Origin of the sequence: Winogradskyella psychrotolerans (genome assembly GCF_018860565.1) — a bacterium.
Classification (GTDB): Bacteria; Bacteroidota; Bacteroidia; order Flavobacteriales; family Flavobacteriaceae; genus Winogradskyella; species Winogradskyella damuponensis.
On sequence record NZ_JAHKPS010000022.1, the window covers coordinates 136,893 to 153,413 of the forward strand.

Below are 16,521 nucleotides of genomic sequence, written 5' to 3' on the forward strand. Positions count from 1 at the left end.
TCATATATTTGTTATATAATATTGCTTGATTACAGCTAAAAAATTACGTAATCTAGAAGGCGCAAACTATTTACCAAAACGTATTCAAATGCAAAACAATAAGGTGACCATACACGATATTGCTAAGGCCTTAAATCTCGATAGCTCAACCGTGTCTAGAGCTTTAAACGATAGCCCAAGAGTGATACAAAAAACTAAAGATATTGTTTTAGCTAAGGCTGCAGAAATGGGTTACCAACGTAACCATTTAGCCTCTAGTTTAAGAAAAAGTAAAACAAATACCATTGGAGTTATTGTACCAAGAATTTCGCGTCATTTCTTTTCATCTGTAATTAGTGGTATTGAAGAGACCGCATATGAAGCGGGCTACACGGTAATTATTTGTCAATCTTTAGAGCAATTCAATCGTGAAAAAAAAATTATAAACACACTTTTGGGGCAACGTGTTGACGGTGTGCTCATGTCCATTTCAATGGAAACTAAAGACTATAAGCATTTAGAAGTCTTAAAAAAGCAAGGCATTCAACTCGTTTTTTTTGATAGACATTGCGACATTCCTAATTATTCTAATGTGTTAATTGACGATTTTAATGGTGGTTTTGAGGCGACAGAACATCTCATTTTAAAAGGATGTAAACATATCGCTCATTTTTCTGGTCCGCAAAACCTAGAAATTTATAAAAACCGATTTAAAGGTTATAAGCATGCCCTTTCAAAACATAATTTGCCCTTTGAAGAAGCACTTGTATTTCCATCAAAATTAATGGAAGAAGATGGTAGGAAAAATTCTGAGAAATTATTAGCTCTACCAAATCCCGTTGATGGTATATTTTCTGCAAACGATGTGGCTGCTATTGGAGCCATGAAATATTTAACTGACAACGGTGTTAAAATCCCTGAAGATATTGCAATTGTTGGCTTTAGTAATGAACCAATTTCAACCGTTATTAATCCTGCTTTAACCACGATTAATCAGCCAGGAATTGAAATAGGTAAGGCAGCTACAGCATTACTTTTGAAGCAAATAACAAAAGAAAATGGTGCATTAGACCCACAAACCATCATAATGGATTCTAATTTAATAGAACGTCAATCGTCAAAAAAGTGAAAGCTTAATTTAAAATGATTTCAATGAAAACAATTGTTCCGATATTTATTTCATTTCTATTATTAATGATTTCTACGTCTTGTGAAACGTTACAAAGCGAAAAAACAATCAAATTAGCTCACGGATTAGACACAAATCATCCTGTACACAAGGCCATGATACGTATGGGTGAAGAGCTCGACAAAAATTCCAAAGGAAAATTAAAATTAGAAATATATCCTAACCAGCAATTAGGTTCTGAGCGTCAATGCTTAGAGCTGCTTCAAATAGGAAGTTTAGATATGACCAAAGTATCTGCAGCAGTGATGGAAAATTTTTCACCAGATATGAAAGTGTTTGGTCTCCCTTTCATTTTTAAAGATCGCGAGCATACGTTTAATGTTTTAGATGGTGCTATTGGGAAGGAATTATTGGATGGTGGACAAAAATATTGGCTGAAAGGTTTAGGCTATTATGATGCTGGAAGTCGCAGTTTTTACACTAAAGAAAAAACCGTTGAAACTCCAGAAGATTTAGAAGGCTTAAAAATCAGAGTTATGGAAAGCGTTACAGCCATGCGTATGGTTACAAGTCTTGGAGGCTCTCCTACTCCAATATCATCAGGTGAGTTATATACCGCTTTACAGCAAGGTGTTGTAGATGGTGCAGAAAACAATCCTCCGACATTTTATCTTTCAAGACATTATGAAGTCTGCAAGTATTTTTCTTTAGATGAGCATACTACGATTCCAGATGTACTAATTATCAGTACACATTTGTGGGAAACCTTGAGTGCTCAAGAAAAAGAATGGTTGCAATCAGCTGTAGATGTTTCTGTAACATACCAAAGAAAACTATGGGCAAAAGCAGAATTAGAAGCCTTAAAAGCTGTAAAAGAAGCGGGAGTTACCGTTATTCAACCAGATAAAACGATTTTTAAAAATAAGGTAGAATCTATTTATGAATCTTATAAAGATGATGCACAGATGTATAGCCTTATTAAGCGAATTCAAGAAAGCCAATAATTATGAAATTAAGACAAAAAGTGGATAAAGTATTGGGCACATCACTTGCACTTATTATGGGCGTGATGGTTATAAACGTTTTGTGGCAGGTATTTACAAGATTTGTCATGGGCACTCCAAGTTCATTTACAGACGAATTAGCACGATATCTCATGATTTGGGTCGGTGTTTTAGGAGCTGCTTATATTTCTGGAAAGCGACTACATGTTGCCATAGATTTATTGCCATCACGATTGAGTAAAAAAGGACAAACCAATTTAAAGGTGGTTATTAATTGGGTTATTATTGTTTTTTGCTTTGCAGCACTTGTAATTGGAGGATTACGTTTAGTATATATCACCTTTACCTTAAAACAGTCTTCGCCTGCATTACAAATTCCATTAGCTGTGGTTTATGCGATAATTCCTATTAGTGGCATCTTGATTATTTATTACAAACTTTCTGATATTATAAACAAACAATTATAATGGAATATCTACCTATACTCGTTTTAGTATTAAGTTTTATTGGTTTATTATTACTAAGTGTTCCTGTAGGATGGAGTATTGCCATTTCATCATTATTAACAATGATGACAAGTATAGCCGTGCTTCCTGCGTTAACCACTGTATCGCAACGTATGGCCACAGGTTTAGATAGTTTTGCTTTGTTAGCCATACCGTTTTTTGTACTCTCTGGTCAACTTATGAATAAAGGAGGTATAGCACACCGTTTAATCGATTTTGCTAAAACACTTGTAGGTGCGCTTCCCGGTGGATTGGCATTAATTAATGTCATTGCCGCCATGTTAATGGGAGCCATAGCAGGATCAGCCATGGCATCTGCATCAGCTATGGGAAGTATTTTAGGACCCGAAATGGAAAAGGAAGGCTATTCAAAAGAATTTGGAGCAGCTGTAAACATAACATCTTCAACTACAGGATTAATAATTCCACCAAGTAATGTGCTCATTGTATATTCCTTAGCAAGTGGAGGTGTCTCTATCGCTGCCTTGTTTTTAGCAGGCTATATTCCCGGAATTTTAACAGGATTATTTCTTATGATTGTGGCCTCTTTTTGGGCGAAAAAGAAAGGGTATAATGTAGGAAAGAAAAGTTCATTAAAAGACGTTGGACGTACATTTTTTAGAGCTTTTCCTAGTTTAATGTTACTTGTCGTTGTGATTGGAGGTATTGTAGCCGGTATTTTTACAGCCACAGAAGCATCTGCTATTGCTGTTCTTTATACGTTAATATTAGGCTTTTGGTATAAGGAAATCACCCTTAACGATTTACCAGAAATATCGTTAGAAGCTTGCGGCACTACAGCGATTGTAATGTTATTAATTGGCGCATCTACGAGCATGTCTTGGGTCATGTCTTACGAGAATATTCCGAATGATATTAGTACAGCTTTATTAGGAGCAAGCAATAATCCTATAGTGATATTACTAATTATAAATTTGATATTATTGGTTGTTGGAATATTTATGGATATGACACCTGCAGTACTCATTTTTACTCCAATATTTTTACCTATCGTAGAAGAGCTTGGCATGGATCCCGTACATTTTGGTATCGTTATGATTCTAAATTTATGCATTGGCCTTTGTACGCCACCTGTAGGGTCGGTATTATTTGTAGGAGTTGGTGTAGCAAATACAACCATAGAGAAAGTGGTTAAGCCACTTTTACCGCTTTTTGCAGCCATGATAATTTCCTTACTCTTGGTTACGTATTTTTCCGAATTAAGCTTATGGTTGCCAGGTTTATTTGGGTATTAAACTGTTTTTTAGGAAGTATTCTTCTGAGTTTATAAATAATAGACACGCTATCACTTAATATCCTATTATAGAAAAAATGGATCATGATATCATTATAATATCCATCTTATTACTATAATCTCATAAAAATAAAAAAGCCCTACATCTCTGTAAGGCTTTATTTTACTAGTGGTCCCACATGGACTCGAACCATGGACCACCTGATTATGAGTCAGGTGCTCTAACCAACTGAGCTATAGGACCATTGACAATTGTCAATCGCTTCATTTCTAAAGCGAGTGCAATATTACTACATATTTTAAAACTCTACAAGAAAAATAAACCGTTTTAATCCTTTATATCTTGACACAACTCAATTAAAACTCCATTTGTGGATTTTGGATGTAAAAAAGCAATCAACTTATTGTCGGCTCCTTGCTTTGGTTTTTTATGAATCATGGTAAAACCTTCTGCCGTTAAGCGTTGTATTTCCGCTTCAATATCATCAACGGCAAAGGCAATATGATGCATGCCTTCTCCCTTTTTTTCAATGAATTTGGCTATTGGACTCGCTTCATTAGTAGCCTGAAGCAATTCAATTTTATTAGGGCCGCATTTAAAAAAGGAGGTTTTTACACCTTCACTTTCTACATCTTCAATCTTATAATGGTCTTCACCAAATAAGGCTTTAAAAAGCGTATTAGATTTTTCTATATCCTTTACAGCAATGCCTATATGTTCTATTTTTTTCATCTAAAAATTTGATTCAGTTTCCGCAAAAGCAGAAATCTCATTAATAATTTACACTCAAAAATAAGATAATCCTTAAATAACCTCTACTTTTGCAGATGATTAGTTATAATAATCATCATGGAAGAATTTACACAAAGACAAAAAAAAATAGGAGGCATCCTACAGCAGGACTTAGCAGAAGTATTACAAAAAGCAGCTACTGATGGCGGTTTACGTGGTGTTATCATCTCTGTTAGTAAAGTAAATGTAACTACAGATCTGTCTATGGCTAAGGTATATCTTAGTATTTTTCCGAATAAGGAAGCAGAAGCATTATTAGAAGGGATTAAATCTAATAAACCGCTTATTAGACACGAATTATCTCAGCGTACACGTCATCAATTAAGACGTATGCCACAATTAGAATTTTTTATAGACGATTCTTTAGAATATATTGATGGCATTGAACGTTCTCTAAAAGGAGAAGATAACCCATTAGAAAATCCAGATTTACTAGGTAAGCGTAAAAAATCTTAAGTGAATTTCCCTTTATATATAGCAAAACGATATCTGTTTTCTAAAAGCAGTAATAATGCTATTAATATAATGACCTTAATTGCTTCTGGTGGAGTTATTGTTGCTTCAGCAGCACTTTTTATTGTACTCTCCGTTTTTGCAGGATTAAAAGATTTTAGTCTTAAATTCTCTTCTTTCGTAGATCCAGATTTAAAATTAATACCCTCTGAAGGTAAATCTTTTATATGGACAGAAAAGGATAAAGCAACCCTTTTAAACATTGAAGGCGTCGCCAATTATTCTGAAATTATAGAAGAACGTATTATTATTAGATCCGAAAATAAAAATCTTATTGCGACACTAAAAGGGGTAGACAAAAACTACCTAAATGTTACCAACATTGAAGCAATGGTAACTAAAGGTAAATGGCTTACACCTGAAAGTAATGATGTAGTTTCTGGCTCGGGAATCTCTGACAATTTATCTTTTGGTGTTTTTGATTTCTTAAAACCATTGTCTTTATATGTACCAAAAGTAGGAAAGGGACAAGCTAGCTCTATAAAAGGGTATTACAATTCTGTTTTTGTAAATAATGTTGGCTTATTTACAATTAACGAAGAATTAAGTAATAATTATATATTTTCAAATATTGAACTCGCTAAGCAATTGTTGAGTTATAATGAAGGACAATTGAGTGCTTTAGAACTTAAATTAAAACCTGATGCCGATGAAGATGCTATTAGAGATCAACTTGAAGCATCCTATGGAAATACGTTTAACATTAAAAATAGAGCAGAACTCAATGATGCATTATTTAAAATGTTGAATACTGAAAACCTTGCTATCTACCTCATCTTCACTTTAGTAATTATCATTTCACTATTCAATGTTATTGGTGCTATTATTATGATGGTTTTAGATAAAAAGAAATCAATTAATACCTTATTTTATTTAGGAACAGAAACCAAAGCCATAAAATCCATTTTCTTTTTACAAGGCAGTTTAATGACAATTGTAAGCGGTATAATTGGTATAGTGATAGGATTAGCTGTTGTGTTTATTCAGCAATCTTTTGAATTAATAATGCTTACTCCAGATTTAGCCTACCCTGTTAAGTTTAACTTTTTTAATGTGTTAATTGTCTTTGCAACGATTTTTACTTTAGGAATTACAGCCTCTAGAATTGCGTCACAACGTATCACTCCTAGTTTAATTAAAAGTTAGGTAAAACTCGTATATAGAAGACCAAAAAACACAGCGTAATAATTACGGCTACTTTTTAAAGTTAGCTTTTCGTTAGTAGCACTTCTACTCTACTCAAACTGATAATCTGGGAAAGCTGCTAACACTTCATCAAAGGCTGCAAATACAGCTGCAGAATCATCACTAGTTACCATTTTCATTCGGTATTCTTTAAAGTGTGGAATGCCTTTAAAGTAATTGGTATAATGCCGTCTCGTTTCAAAAACACCTAGAGTTTCGCCTTTCCAATCTATTGCCATTTGAAGATGCCTTCTAGCTGCATCAACACGTTCGGCCAGGGAAATTGGTGCTAAATGTTCTCCCGTTTCAAAAAAGTGTTTTACCTGTTTAAAAAACCAAGGATTTCCAATAGTTGCTCGTCCTATCATTGCTCCATCTAAACCATAAGAATCTCTCATTTCCATTGCTTTTTCAGGAGAGGTAATATCTCCATTTCCAAACACCGGAATATGCATTCTAGGGTTATTCTTAACCTCGGCAATAGGTTTCCAATCGGCTTCACCTTTATACATTTGCGCTCTAGTTCTACCGTGTATTGCAATAGCTTTACAACCTACATCTTGCAAACGCTCTGCTACCTCAACAATTTTTATAGAGTCGTGATCCCAACCTAATCTGGTTTTTACAGTAACCGGTAAATTAGTACGCTTTACCATTTCGGCGGTCAGTTGCTCCATTAAGCAGATATCCTTTAAAATACCAGCTCCTGCACCTTTTGAGACTACCTTTTTAACCGGACAACCAAAATTAATGTCAATAATATCTGGATTCGATTTTTCGACAATATCAATAGTCTGTAACATGCTTTCCATATTGGCGCCAAAAATTTGAATACCAACAGGACGTTCCTTTTCATAGATATCTAATTTCATAACGCTTTTTGCTGCATTACGAATTAAGCCTTCACTAGACACAAACTCGGTATACACCACATCTGCTCCTTGTTCTTTACAAAGTGCCCTAAACGGTGGGTCGCTTACATCTTCCATAGGTGCTAAAAGCAATGGAAAATCTGGTAATTCTATGTCGCCTATTTTAACCAAGAGTTCTAATTTTGGTGCAAAATTAAGGTTTTTATTCATTAGTTTCTTAAAATGTATATTTACACCAAAATCTTAATATGAAAAAGAGCCTGCTTTTACCTTTTATAGCTTTTATATTACTTTCAAGCTGTAGTGTTATAGACGAGTTAACTAAATTTGATTTAGATTATCAAACTAATTTTTCTGTTGCTTCAACAACACTAATAAACACTCCTTTTAATCTTTTTACTCCAGATATTACAACGGATTCTGAATCTTCATTTGAAATTAACAACACACATAAAGACTTAATTGAAAGTATTAAACTAAAGCGAATAAAACTTACAATTAATTCTCCAGACGATGGTAATTTTAATTTTTTGAAGGAAATTCATGTATATATTGAGGCAGAAGATATTGATGAAGTTGAAATTGCAAATATCTATGATTTAGAAAACACAAATTCAAACACTTTAGAATTAGATATTCTAGGCGAAGAATTAAAAGCATACATTAAAAAAGATAATTTTAATCTGCGTGTTAGAACTGTTACAGATGAAACCATTAACGAAACACACGATATTACAATAGACACAACATTTAGAGTAGATGCCGAAATATTAGGTGTTTAATGCTTTATGATTTTAGAACGATCTAACGTTTTATAAGACAAAAAAAGCCTTTACAAATTGTAAAGGCTTTTTTAATTATTTTATGATGTAACTTAATCGAATGTCATTGGTAATTTAAACTGCCCTTCAGTGATTTCTATAACATCAGTTGGATTTTCTGTATTATATAATTTTAAAGAGAAATTTCCTTCTAGCAACTGACTTATTTCTATGGTTTGTGCACCAAAAGTTACGTTAGTATTGGTAGAACTTGTAATTTCAAAATTACTTCCGCTTTGATCTCCACCTAAAGTTGAGTACCATTCTTCTACTGTAGAATCTGGAGAATAAGACACACTTACATCACCTGTAGAACCATTTACTACATTATCGCTTATAGCATAATCATAAGAACTTACAGGAAAAGCATCGTTGAACATTTGTGCTGCAGAATCTTCTGATCCACACAAATACATACGAATGAAATCAAAACTCATATTTGGTCTTGCTTCATTATCAAAATTAGGATAAACACCTATAGCGTAATTTAACCCACCATTATCTGGATAGTAAGCACAAGTCGTTGTAATTGAGTTTCCAGAGAACAACAATGAGTAATCTAATGTTGTTGCCGTTTCTTTTTGTCCGTATACAAATGGCTCGCCATTTATCTTTCCAGAAATGAAATATAAATAATCATCATTATTTACATCTGACTCTGAACTCGAATCGTCACTGCTACAAGCAGAAAACATAATAGTAGCTAATAAAAGTGTTAAAATTGATAGTTTTTTCAAAGTAGAATTGTTTTTAGGTTAGGGGTAAAAGTACGCTATCTTTATTAAAAACCTAATTTATACTAAATTAACTAATATTATACTCTCCTTTACTTTTGTGTATAATTTACAATTCTATCAATGCCGTATATATGGCATGATTAGAGTTATTAGTAAAACAAATACTTCGTAGGCCTCCTAAAACTGTACTTTAGTATCAATTGTTTCCTCTCCACGTTTTACCGTAATAGCAGCTTCATCTCCATTATCAAAAACAGATAAAGCACGCATATAACTCATCATATCAGTAATAGTACTATCTCCTAGTTTAAGGACGACATCACCTTTTTGTAAACCAGCAGCAAATGCAGGTGTATCCTCTCGAGTGCCATCTATTCGCATCCCTTTGCCGTCGTATAGGTAATCTGGTACAACTCCTAAACCTACTTTAAAACGTGGTGTTTCTTCACTTTCATTCTTTGTTTTTCGGAACGCCAACTCTCCGTTATCATCTAAATCTGCTATAATATTGTAGATATAATCAGAAATTAAATTCATGCCTTCATAATTCAACTTTTCGGCATCATCACCTGGTTTGTGATAATCTTCATGTTGTCCTGTAAAAAAATGTAATACAGGAATATCAATTAAATAGAAAGACGTATGATCACTTGGACCTACTCCACTTTCGTTTTCAACCAATTTAAATTTATCATTATTAGATTTTAATGTTTGTTTAAACATAGGAGACGTTCCTGTACCGTAAACAGCCAAAGTACTATCGGCTTTCATTCTGCCAACCATGTCCATATTTATCATGTAATTGATAGATGCTGCATCAATAGTTGGGTTTTTGGAAAAATAATTAGAGCCTAATAATCCCATTTCTTCACCCGAAAATGCTAGAAACAAGTAGTTGTTTTTATCTTTAATTTCAGACTGGTCATTTTTTACTTTTAATCTACTCGCTAAATTTAGCATCACTGCTACTCCACTCGCATTATCATCTGCTCCATTATGTACGGCTTTATCTTCACCTCGATATAAAGAGCCTTCTCCTCCAAAACCTAGGTGGTCGTAATGTGCACCAATAACCACTGTTGTTTTCGCATTGTTATCTATAAAGCCAACGACGTTGTGGCCCGTTATTGTACTGTCTGCATTTGTTGTAAATTCTACTTCGCTATGTGGATCTGTTTTAGGCTTAAAAGAAAACGATTGTAAAAAACCATCTGTTCCTTTTGGCTGCACTCCAATTTCTTTAAAACGCTTAATAAGATATTCTGATGCTAAAACTTCTCCTTCTGTGCCTGTTTGACGACCTTCTAATTTATCATCAGCTAAAAATGTAACATCGTCTTTAATATTATTTTCAGCAACCTTAGGTTCGTTTTTACAGGATATAAATCCCGCTAATGCTAATAAAATTAGTGCTTTTTTCATTTCGAAATATCGTTTTAATTGTCTTTAAAAATGTGTTTTATCATAAAATACAGGATTTATTAATCCGCAATATTTCGTGCTTTATTTCATCTTTAAATCTTACTTTTGCACAAAATTAGGCATTAAAAGTCACTTATTATAATTCTTTATTATGAACAGAATCGTCACAATTTTAATTCTACTCCTTACTCTTTCTTCTTGTAAAAATGAGACCAATACAACAACCGAAGCGACTTCTGGTGCTACTAAAACATACGATTCTTTAATCTATCCTGAAGAAACCCATTTTAAGTCTTTAAGACAGGTGACTTATGGTGGAGATAATGCTGAAGCGTATTGGAGTTTTGACGATAAACAACTCGTGTTTCAATCTAATAATACCAAATGGGGAGTTGAATGTGACCAAATGTTTATCATGGATGCCAACCAAACGTTTACAGATAGTATTGCTCCTCCTATGGTAAGTACAGGAAAAGGAAGAACTACTTGTTCTTATTTTATGCCAGATAACAAGCATATTATTTATGCTTCTACGCATCTTGGAGATGAAGCATGTCCTGAAACTCCACTAAGAAAAAATGGAAAATACATTTGGCCTATTTACGATAGCTACGATATTTTTGTAGCCGACTTAGAAGGTAATATTGTAAAACAATTAACTAACGAAGTAGGTTACGATGCCGAACCAACCGTATCTCCAAAAGGTGATAAGATTGTGTTTACGTCTACACGAAGTGGCGATTTAGAATTATATACCATGAATATTGATGGTAGCGATGTAAAACAAATTACTAACGAATTAGGTTACGATGGTGGAGCCTTCTTTTCTCCAGATGGTACAAAATTAATCTTCCGTTCTTCGCGTCCTAAAACGGAAGAAGAAATTAAAAACTATAAAGATTTATTGGCTGAAGGTTTAGTTGAACCAACCGATATGGAATTGTATATCTGTAATGCAGATGGCTCTGATTTACGCCAATTAACAGATTTAGGTAACGCCAATTGGAGTCCGTTTTTTCACCCTTCTGGTGAGAAAGTATTGTTCTCTTCTAATTTTGAATCTGAACGTGGATTTCCTTTCAATTTGTATTTAATTGATATTGATGGCAAGAATTTAAAGCGTGTTACACACAGTGAAACCTTTGATGCGTTTCCAGTATTTTCTAATGATGGGAAATACTTAGTATTTTCTTCTAATAGAAATAATGGAGGTGGTAGAGACACCAACTTGTTTATTGCAGAATGGCAAGATTAATTTAAATCTTTAAGTCGCTTACGTTCGTCTAGTTCTTCTTGATCTGGATCTGGTTCATTGGTCTTTAATTTCGTATTTCCAAAATTATAACGGAAACCTAATTTAATATACCTATTATCATAATCAACAAAACTAGAGTTCAATTGGTTGAGATAATCTGTTGACGTTTCTTGGTCTTGTAGATTGAAAAAATCTTCTACAGACAATGAGATAACTCCCCTTTTCTTTAAAATAGATTTTGAAACACTTAACTCAGAAACTAAACGATCTTCAACAGATTGGAATTGTTGCAAGTTTTTACCTACCCAAGTAAAGGTTAAACTCGCATTTAAACTCTGGTCTTTTAAAAAAGAGAAACTATTGTGTAAAATACTGTAATTAGACCATTGCTCTTGTTTTACAAAATCGTCTCCAAAATTTGCTTCTTCAGAAATATTATAAAAAGAGGTTACAAAATAGAGGTTCCAAGTACTAGTTGGATAATGGTCAAAAACAAAATCAAATCCATATTCTACTTTTTTATCTAGGTTTATGGGAGTAAAAGCAATTTCATTGGTTTGGTTATTTTGACGAGGTAGCTCTACAATATCACCATCGTAATTCATATAATAAGCTTCAACAGTAAAATGCTCTAAAAAATTAGTCCCTATTTTATAATGATCTCTATAGGTTGGTACTAAATTAGGATTACCCAATACAACGGTATTCTCGTTTAAGAAAAATGTAAACGGATTTAAATCTGTATAACTTGGCCTTGTTATACTACGTTTGTACGTTGCATATACACTAGTTTCTTCTAAAATTTGATGAGATAAACTTACGTTAGGAAACCAATCTAAATAATCTTGCGTATTGGTTTCACCCAATGTAAGCGACTCGCCTTCAATATAACTTTGTTCTACTCTAAGACCAAGACTTAATTCCCATTTATTCCAAGATTTTATATAATTGGAATAGGCAGCAAATACCTTTTCATCATAGGTAAAAGCATCTGTATTATTAACATCTATGACTTCTGAGTTTCCTACTATATCCAATTTTGTTATGTCGCTGTCTGTATTTACATTAGAGTATTTTACTCCTGCATCAAAACTAGAAGTCTCATTAATTGGTAAACTGTAATCTATTTTTCCTGTTATAATATTGGTGTTCTGACTAGCTGTTGAATTAAACTCCGAAGTACTTTCAAATATATTATTAACATCAAAATAATTAGTGAGTACATTTTGGTCGCGCTCATAATCGTAAATGGTATAATGCGCATTAAATGTTAAGTAAGCACTATTCTCAAAAGCGTGGCTAAAGATTACATCTGTACCAATGTTATACTTATTATCTCTAGATAAATTATCTGAGGTAAAGCGTTTTTTATAAACAAAGTCTTCGTCTGTAATAGTAGTCTTATTTCTTATTTGATATTTAAAATACGGTGTATATAAACCTGTACTTGTAAGACTCAAGGTGTTTTTATCGTCTATGTAATAATCGAAATTAAGGTTAAGGTTATGTGTTTGAGACCATGTGTTTCTATTAATATTAGAGGTCCATATTTCTTCAATTTCATTTAAATTATCTAAAAAATTAACCGTATCATCTTGATCTCTATTAATTTTGTTTTGAGAATAACTATAGTTTAAATTAAGATTGATTTTGTTGTTTTTAAAATAATGACTCGTTCCTGCGTTATACCGTGGAAAAACACCTTGTGTATAATTTGCTAACACACTTCCTCTATAGCCTGTTGCCAAGTTTTTACTCATTATAATATTAATTACAGAACCAGAATCTGCATCGTAACTTGCTGGCGGATTTGTAATCACCTCAACCGACTTTATGCTATTTGCTGGTGCACTTTCAAGGAGTTGTATTAATTCTTCTGAAGTCAATTGTACTTTACGGTTGTTTATATAAACTGTTGCAGGAGAACTTTTAATATTAATACTACCTTCAGATACAATTATTCCTGGCGTACTTTTTAAAACACCAAGCGTAGAACCTTCACTTAATGCCGTGTTTTCGACATTAAAAATTAAGCGGTCTGGTTTGCGTGTAATCGTTGGTTTTTTAGCAATTATGGTAACTTCTTCTAAATTTTCGGGAATTTCAATAAGTTGAATTTTCTTTAAATCTAAATGGCCTCTTAAAATGATTCGTTGTGTAAAATCTTCAAAACCAATAAAGCTAATTTTAATGACATATGTATCTGAAACAAGGTTTTCAATCTTAAAATGTCCAATATCGTCAGTTGATGTTCCTTTTAAAAAAGTGCTACCATCTTCAGCTAAAACTACCACATTTGCCAAGGCAATAGGATTATTATTAAAATCTACAACCGCTCCCGAAATTGAAAAATCTTGTGCATAAGCCATAAAACATAGTGTATAAAGAAATACACTTAAATAATAACGTAGGCGAACAATCATGAAATAGGTTTATCTTGCAATATATAAATTGTTTTTCACTTTTGATTGCGGTTTTTCCGCAATCGAGCAACCTTTTCTCTTATTTTACAACTGTTTTTATTCTGGTTTTTGATGTCACAAAGCGCAAGAAAGCGATTATATTTCTTCAGTAAAATCTTAATTTTTTAAACTTAAAAAGTATAAAATTCAGCTTCACTTCAGTAATCACTTCGCTAGCCCATAGAATTTATTTAATTTGAAAACTTACAAAATTCAAATGAAAAAATTCATGTACTTTTGCCAATTAGTTATTGCCTTAGAAAAGAGACATGAAAAACATTCGTAATTTTTGCATTATTGCACATATTGACCACGGAAAAAGTACACTAGCAGATCGCTTACTTGATGTTACAGGTTCTGTAACCGCTCGAGAACAACAAGCCCAACTTTTAGATAGTATGGACTTGGAACGCGAACGCGGTATTACCATCAAATCACACGCCATACAAATGGATTACGTATATGAAGGTGAAAAATATGTGCTCAATCTTATTGACACTCCTGGCCATGTAGATTTTTCTTACGAAGTTTCTAGATCTATTGCTGCATGTGAAGGTGCTTTGTTAATTGTAGATGCTGCGCAAAGCATACAAGCACAAACTATTTCTAATTTATATTTAGCTTTAGAGAATGATTTAGAAATTATTCCAGTCTTAAATAAAGTAGATTTACCAAGTGCAAATCCTGAAGAAGTTACTGATGATATTGTTGATCTTTTAGGTTGTGATCCAGAAGAAGTAATCCATGCTAGTGGAAAAACAGGTTTTGGTGTCGAGAACATTTTAAAAGCAATTATTGAACGTATTCCTGCTCCAAAAGGCAATGTAGACGAACCGCTTCAAGCCTTAATTTTTGATTCTGTTTACAACACATTTAGAGGTATTGAAACCTATTTTAGAGTGTTTAATGGTGAAATTAAAAAAGGACAAAAAATTAAATTCGTTGCCACAGATAAAGAATATTATGCAGATGAAGTTGGTACTTTAAAATTAAACCAAGTCCCAAAACAAAGTGTAAAAGCGGGTGATGTTGGCTATTTAATTACAGGAATAAAAACCGCAAAAGAAGTAAAAGTTGGTGATACTATTACGGATTTTAATAATCCAACAACCAATATTATTGAAGGTTTTGAAGACGTAAAACCAATGGTTTTTGCAGGTATATATCCTGTAGATACAGAAGATTACGAAGAGTTGAGAAACTCTATGGAAAAACTACAGCTTAATGATGCTTCCTTAGTGTTTCAACCAGAAAGTTCTGCTGCTTTAGGCTTTGGTTTCCGTTGTGGCTTTTTAGGCATGTTACACATGGAAATTATACAAGAACGTTTAGAGCGTGAATTTGATATGACTGTAATTACTACAGTTCCTAACGTATCTTATCATGCCTATACAAACAAAAATCCTGATGAGGCTTTTATTGTTAACAATCCTAGTGACTTACCAGAACCAACAACTGTAAATCGTGTTGAAGAACCTTTTATTAAGGCAACAATTATTACCAAATCTGATTTTGTTGGTAATGTAATGAGCTTGTGTATTGAAAAACGTGGTATGATTATTAACCAAACTTATTTGACAACAGAACGTGTTGAGTTAATTTTTGAAATGCCATTAGCAGAGATTGTTTTCGATTTTTATGATCGTTTAAAAACGGTTTCTAAAGGTTATGCTTCTTTTGATTACCATCCAATTGGTATGAAGGTTTCTAAATTAGTAAGATTAGACGTCTTATTAAATGCACAACCTGTTGATGCCCTTTCGGCTTTGATACATGCAGATAACGCGCATAACATTGGTAAAAAGATGTGTGAAAAGTTAAAAGAATTAATACCAAGACAACAATTTGATATTCCTATACAAGCTGCTATTGGTGCAAAGATTATTGCTAGAGAAACTGTAAAAGCATTGCGTAAAGATGTTACCGCAAAATGTTATGGTGGTGATATTTCCCGTAAACGTAAGCTGTTAGAAAAGCAGAAAAAAGGTAAGAAACGTATGAGACAGGTAGGTAATGTAGAAATACCTCAACAAGCATTTATGGCTGTCTTGAAATTGAATGATTAATTAGATTATAAGCATAAAAAAAAACAGAAGCCATTAGCCTCTGTTTTTTTTTATAAATAACTAATTATTAGTTACATGTAGCTCCTCCTGCTTCAAATCCAGCTATAATATCTGCAAAGGTAGTACCTTCAGGTATGTCTTCAGTCACTTCTTGACCAGCTACAGTTGTTGTGTAAGTACCATCACCATTATCGCATAGTTCAGTAACTATCGTAAAAATGTCACAAGTTTGACAACCTCCATCATCGTCTCCTCCATTATCATCATCACTAGAACATGATGTGAATCCGATAGCAGCAATTACAGCAAAAGATAAAATAAATTTTTTCATAATTAAGATTTGATTTTTGTTAAAATTTTTAACAAATATGCACTATTTAAAATATAAACAAAAGTAATTGACAAGTATTTTCAGACCTCCTATAATTGCAATTCCCTATATACTATAAAGTTACACCTACTAAAGCAGTGGAAAACAACTATATAAAGGTTTTATCGCAGTTTAAAAAAATTCAAAAAAAA

Annotated in this window: 15 protein-coding genes and 1 tRNA gene; 9 read left to right on the forward strand and 7 right to left on the reverse strand. The window is 33.0% G+C overall.

Going from position 1 to position 16,521, the window contains the following annotated elements:
• The first annotated feature begins 88 nt into the window (after positions 1 to 88).
• Genes KO504_RS09505 through KO504_RS09520 form a run of 4 tightly spaced genes read left to right on the forward strand, consistent with a single transcriptional unit; the run spans position 89 to position 3,874 of the window.
• The gene (locus KO504_RS09505) at positions 89 to 1,108 is read left to right on the forward strand and encodes a LacI family DNA-binding transcriptional regulator (protein ID WP_215926297.1); all 1,020 of its coding nucleotides are present in this window, start codon (positions 89 to 91) and stop codon (positions 1,106 to 1,108) included.
• Positions 1,109 to 1,131: 23 nt separating this feature from the next.
• On the forward strand, positions 1,132 to 2,112 hold the full coding sequence (locus KO504_RS09510; protein WP_215926299.1) for a TRAP transporter substrate-binding protein: 981 nt from the start codon (positions 1,132 to 1,134) through the stop codon (positions 2,110 to 2,112).
• Between the two features lie 2 nt (positions 2,113 to 2,114).
• Positions 2,115 to 2,579: a TRAP transporter small permease gene (locus tag KO504_RS09515; protein WP_115838210.1), complete on the forward strand. Its 465-nt coding sequence runs from the start codon at positions 2,115 to 2,117 to the stop codon at positions 2,577 to 2,579.
• Positions 2,579 to 3,874 carry a TRAP transporter large permease gene (locus tag KO504_RS09520; RefSeq protein WP_215926301.1) on the forward strand — a complete coding sequence of 432 codons (1,296 nt, stop codon included), beginning with the start codon at positions 2,579 to 2,581 and terminating at the stop codon, positions 3,872 to 3,874. Before KO504_RS09515 ends, KO504_RS09520 begins: the two co-directional genes overlap by 1 nt.
• Before the next feature lie 169 nt (positions 3,875 to 4,043).
• Here KO504_RS09520 and KO504_RS09525 read toward each other — a convergent pair.
• Together KO504_RS09525 and mce are read right to left on the reverse strand one after the other, a co-directional pair.
• Positions 4,044 to 4,117, reverse strand: a tRNA-Ile gene (locus KO504_RS09525).
• 84 nt (positions 4,118 to 4,201) lie between these two features.
• Complete coding sequence (gene mce, locus KO504_RS09530; RefSeq protein WP_215926306.1) at positions 4,202 to 4,606, reverse strand: methylmalonyl-CoA epimerase; 405 nt, start codon at positions 4,604 to 4,606, stop codon at positions 4,202 to 4,204.
• A 117-nt stretch (positions 4,607 to 4,723) separates the two neighbouring features.
• Between mce and rbfA the strand changes: the two genes are divergently transcribed.
• On the forward strand, positions 4,724 to 5,122 hold the full coding sequence (rbfA, locus tag KO504_RS09535) for a 30S ribosome-binding factor RbfA (RefSeq protein ID WP_215926308.1): 399 nt from the start codon (positions 4,724 to 4,726) through the stop codon (positions 5,120 to 5,122).
• Positions 5,123 to 6,325, forward strand: coding sequence for an ABC transporter permease (locus tag KO504_RS09540; protein ID WP_215926310.1), 1,203 nt, complete (start codon positions 5,123 to 5,125; stop codon positions 6,323 to 6,325).
• A gap of 89 nt (positions 6,326 to 6,414) precedes the next feature.
• On the opposite strand, the gene dusB is transcribed toward KO504_RS09540, so the two are convergent.
• Complete coding sequence (gene dusB, locus KO504_RS09545) at positions 6,415 to 7,407, reverse strand: tRNA dihydrouridine synthase DusB (protein WP_215927399.1); 993 nt, start codon at positions 7,405 to 7,407, stop codon at positions 6,415 to 6,417.
• Positions 7,408 to 7,484: 77 nt separating this feature from the next.
• Here dusB and KO504_RS09550 point away from each other — a divergent pair, with 77 nt between their 5' ends.
• The gene (locus tag KO504_RS09550; protein WP_215926312.1) at positions 7,485 to 8,018 is read left to right on the forward strand and encodes a hypothetical protein; all 534 of its coding nucleotides are present in this window, start codon (positions 7,485 to 7,487) and stop codon (positions 8,016 to 8,018) included.
• Positions 8,019 to 8,110: 92 nt separating this feature from the next.
• Here the strand turns inward: KO504_RS09550 and KO504_RS09555 are convergent, their stop codons facing one another.
• Both KO504_RS09555 and KO504_RS09560 read right to left on the reverse strand, forming a co-directional pair.
• Positions 8,111 to 8,794: a hypothetical protein gene (locus tag KO504_RS09555; protein WP_215926314.1), complete on the reverse strand. Its 684-nt coding sequence runs from the start codon at positions 8,792 to 8,794 to the stop codon at positions 8,111 to 8,113.
• A gap of 177 nt (positions 8,795 to 8,971) precedes the next feature.
• Positions 8,972 to 10,216 (reverse strand): M28 family peptidase, encoded by a 1,245-nt coding sequence (locus KO504_RS09560; protein ID WP_215926316.1) that lies wholly within the window; start codon positions 10,214 to 10,216, stop codon positions 8,972 to 8,974.
• Between the two features lie 151 nt (positions 10,217 to 10,367).
• Between KO504_RS09560 and KO504_RS09565 the strand changes: the two genes are divergently transcribed.
• On the forward strand, positions 10,368 to 11,471 hold the full coding sequence (locus KO504_RS09565; protein WP_215926318.1) for a TolB family protein: 1,104 nt from the start codon (positions 10,368 to 10,370) through the stop codon (positions 11,469 to 11,471).
• Here the strand turns inward: KO504_RS09565 and KO504_RS09570 are convergent.
• Positions 11,468 to 13,894 carry an outer membrane beta-barrel family protein gene (locus KO504_RS09570; protein ID WP_215926320.1) on the reverse strand — a complete coding sequence of 809 codons (2,427 nt, stop codon included), beginning with the start codon at positions 13,892 to 13,894 and terminating at the stop codon, positions 11,468 to 11,470. The two genes, KO504_RS09565 and KO504_RS09570, sit on opposite strands and share 4 nt — an antisense overlap.
• A gap of 308 nt (positions 13,895 to 14,202) precedes the next feature.
• Here KO504_RS09570 and lepA point away from each other — a divergent pair, with 308 nt between their 5' ends.
• A complete protein-coding gene (lepA, locus tag KO504_RS09575) occupies positions 14,203 to 15,999 on the forward strand; it encodes a translation elongation factor 4 (RefSeq protein WP_215926322.1) in 1,797 nt (598 codons plus the stop codon).
• A 67-nt stretch (positions 16,000 to 16,066) separates the two neighbouring features.
• Here lepA and KO504_RS09580 read toward each other — a convergent pair whose 3' ends face one another.
• The gene (locus KO504_RS09580; RefSeq protein WP_215926324.1) at positions 16,067 to 16,330 is read right to left on the reverse strand and encodes a hypothetical protein; all 264 of its coding nucleotides are present in this window, start codon (positions 16,328 to 16,330) and stop codon (positions 16,067 to 16,069) included.
• Positions 16,331 to 16,521 lie beyond the last annotated feature (191 nt).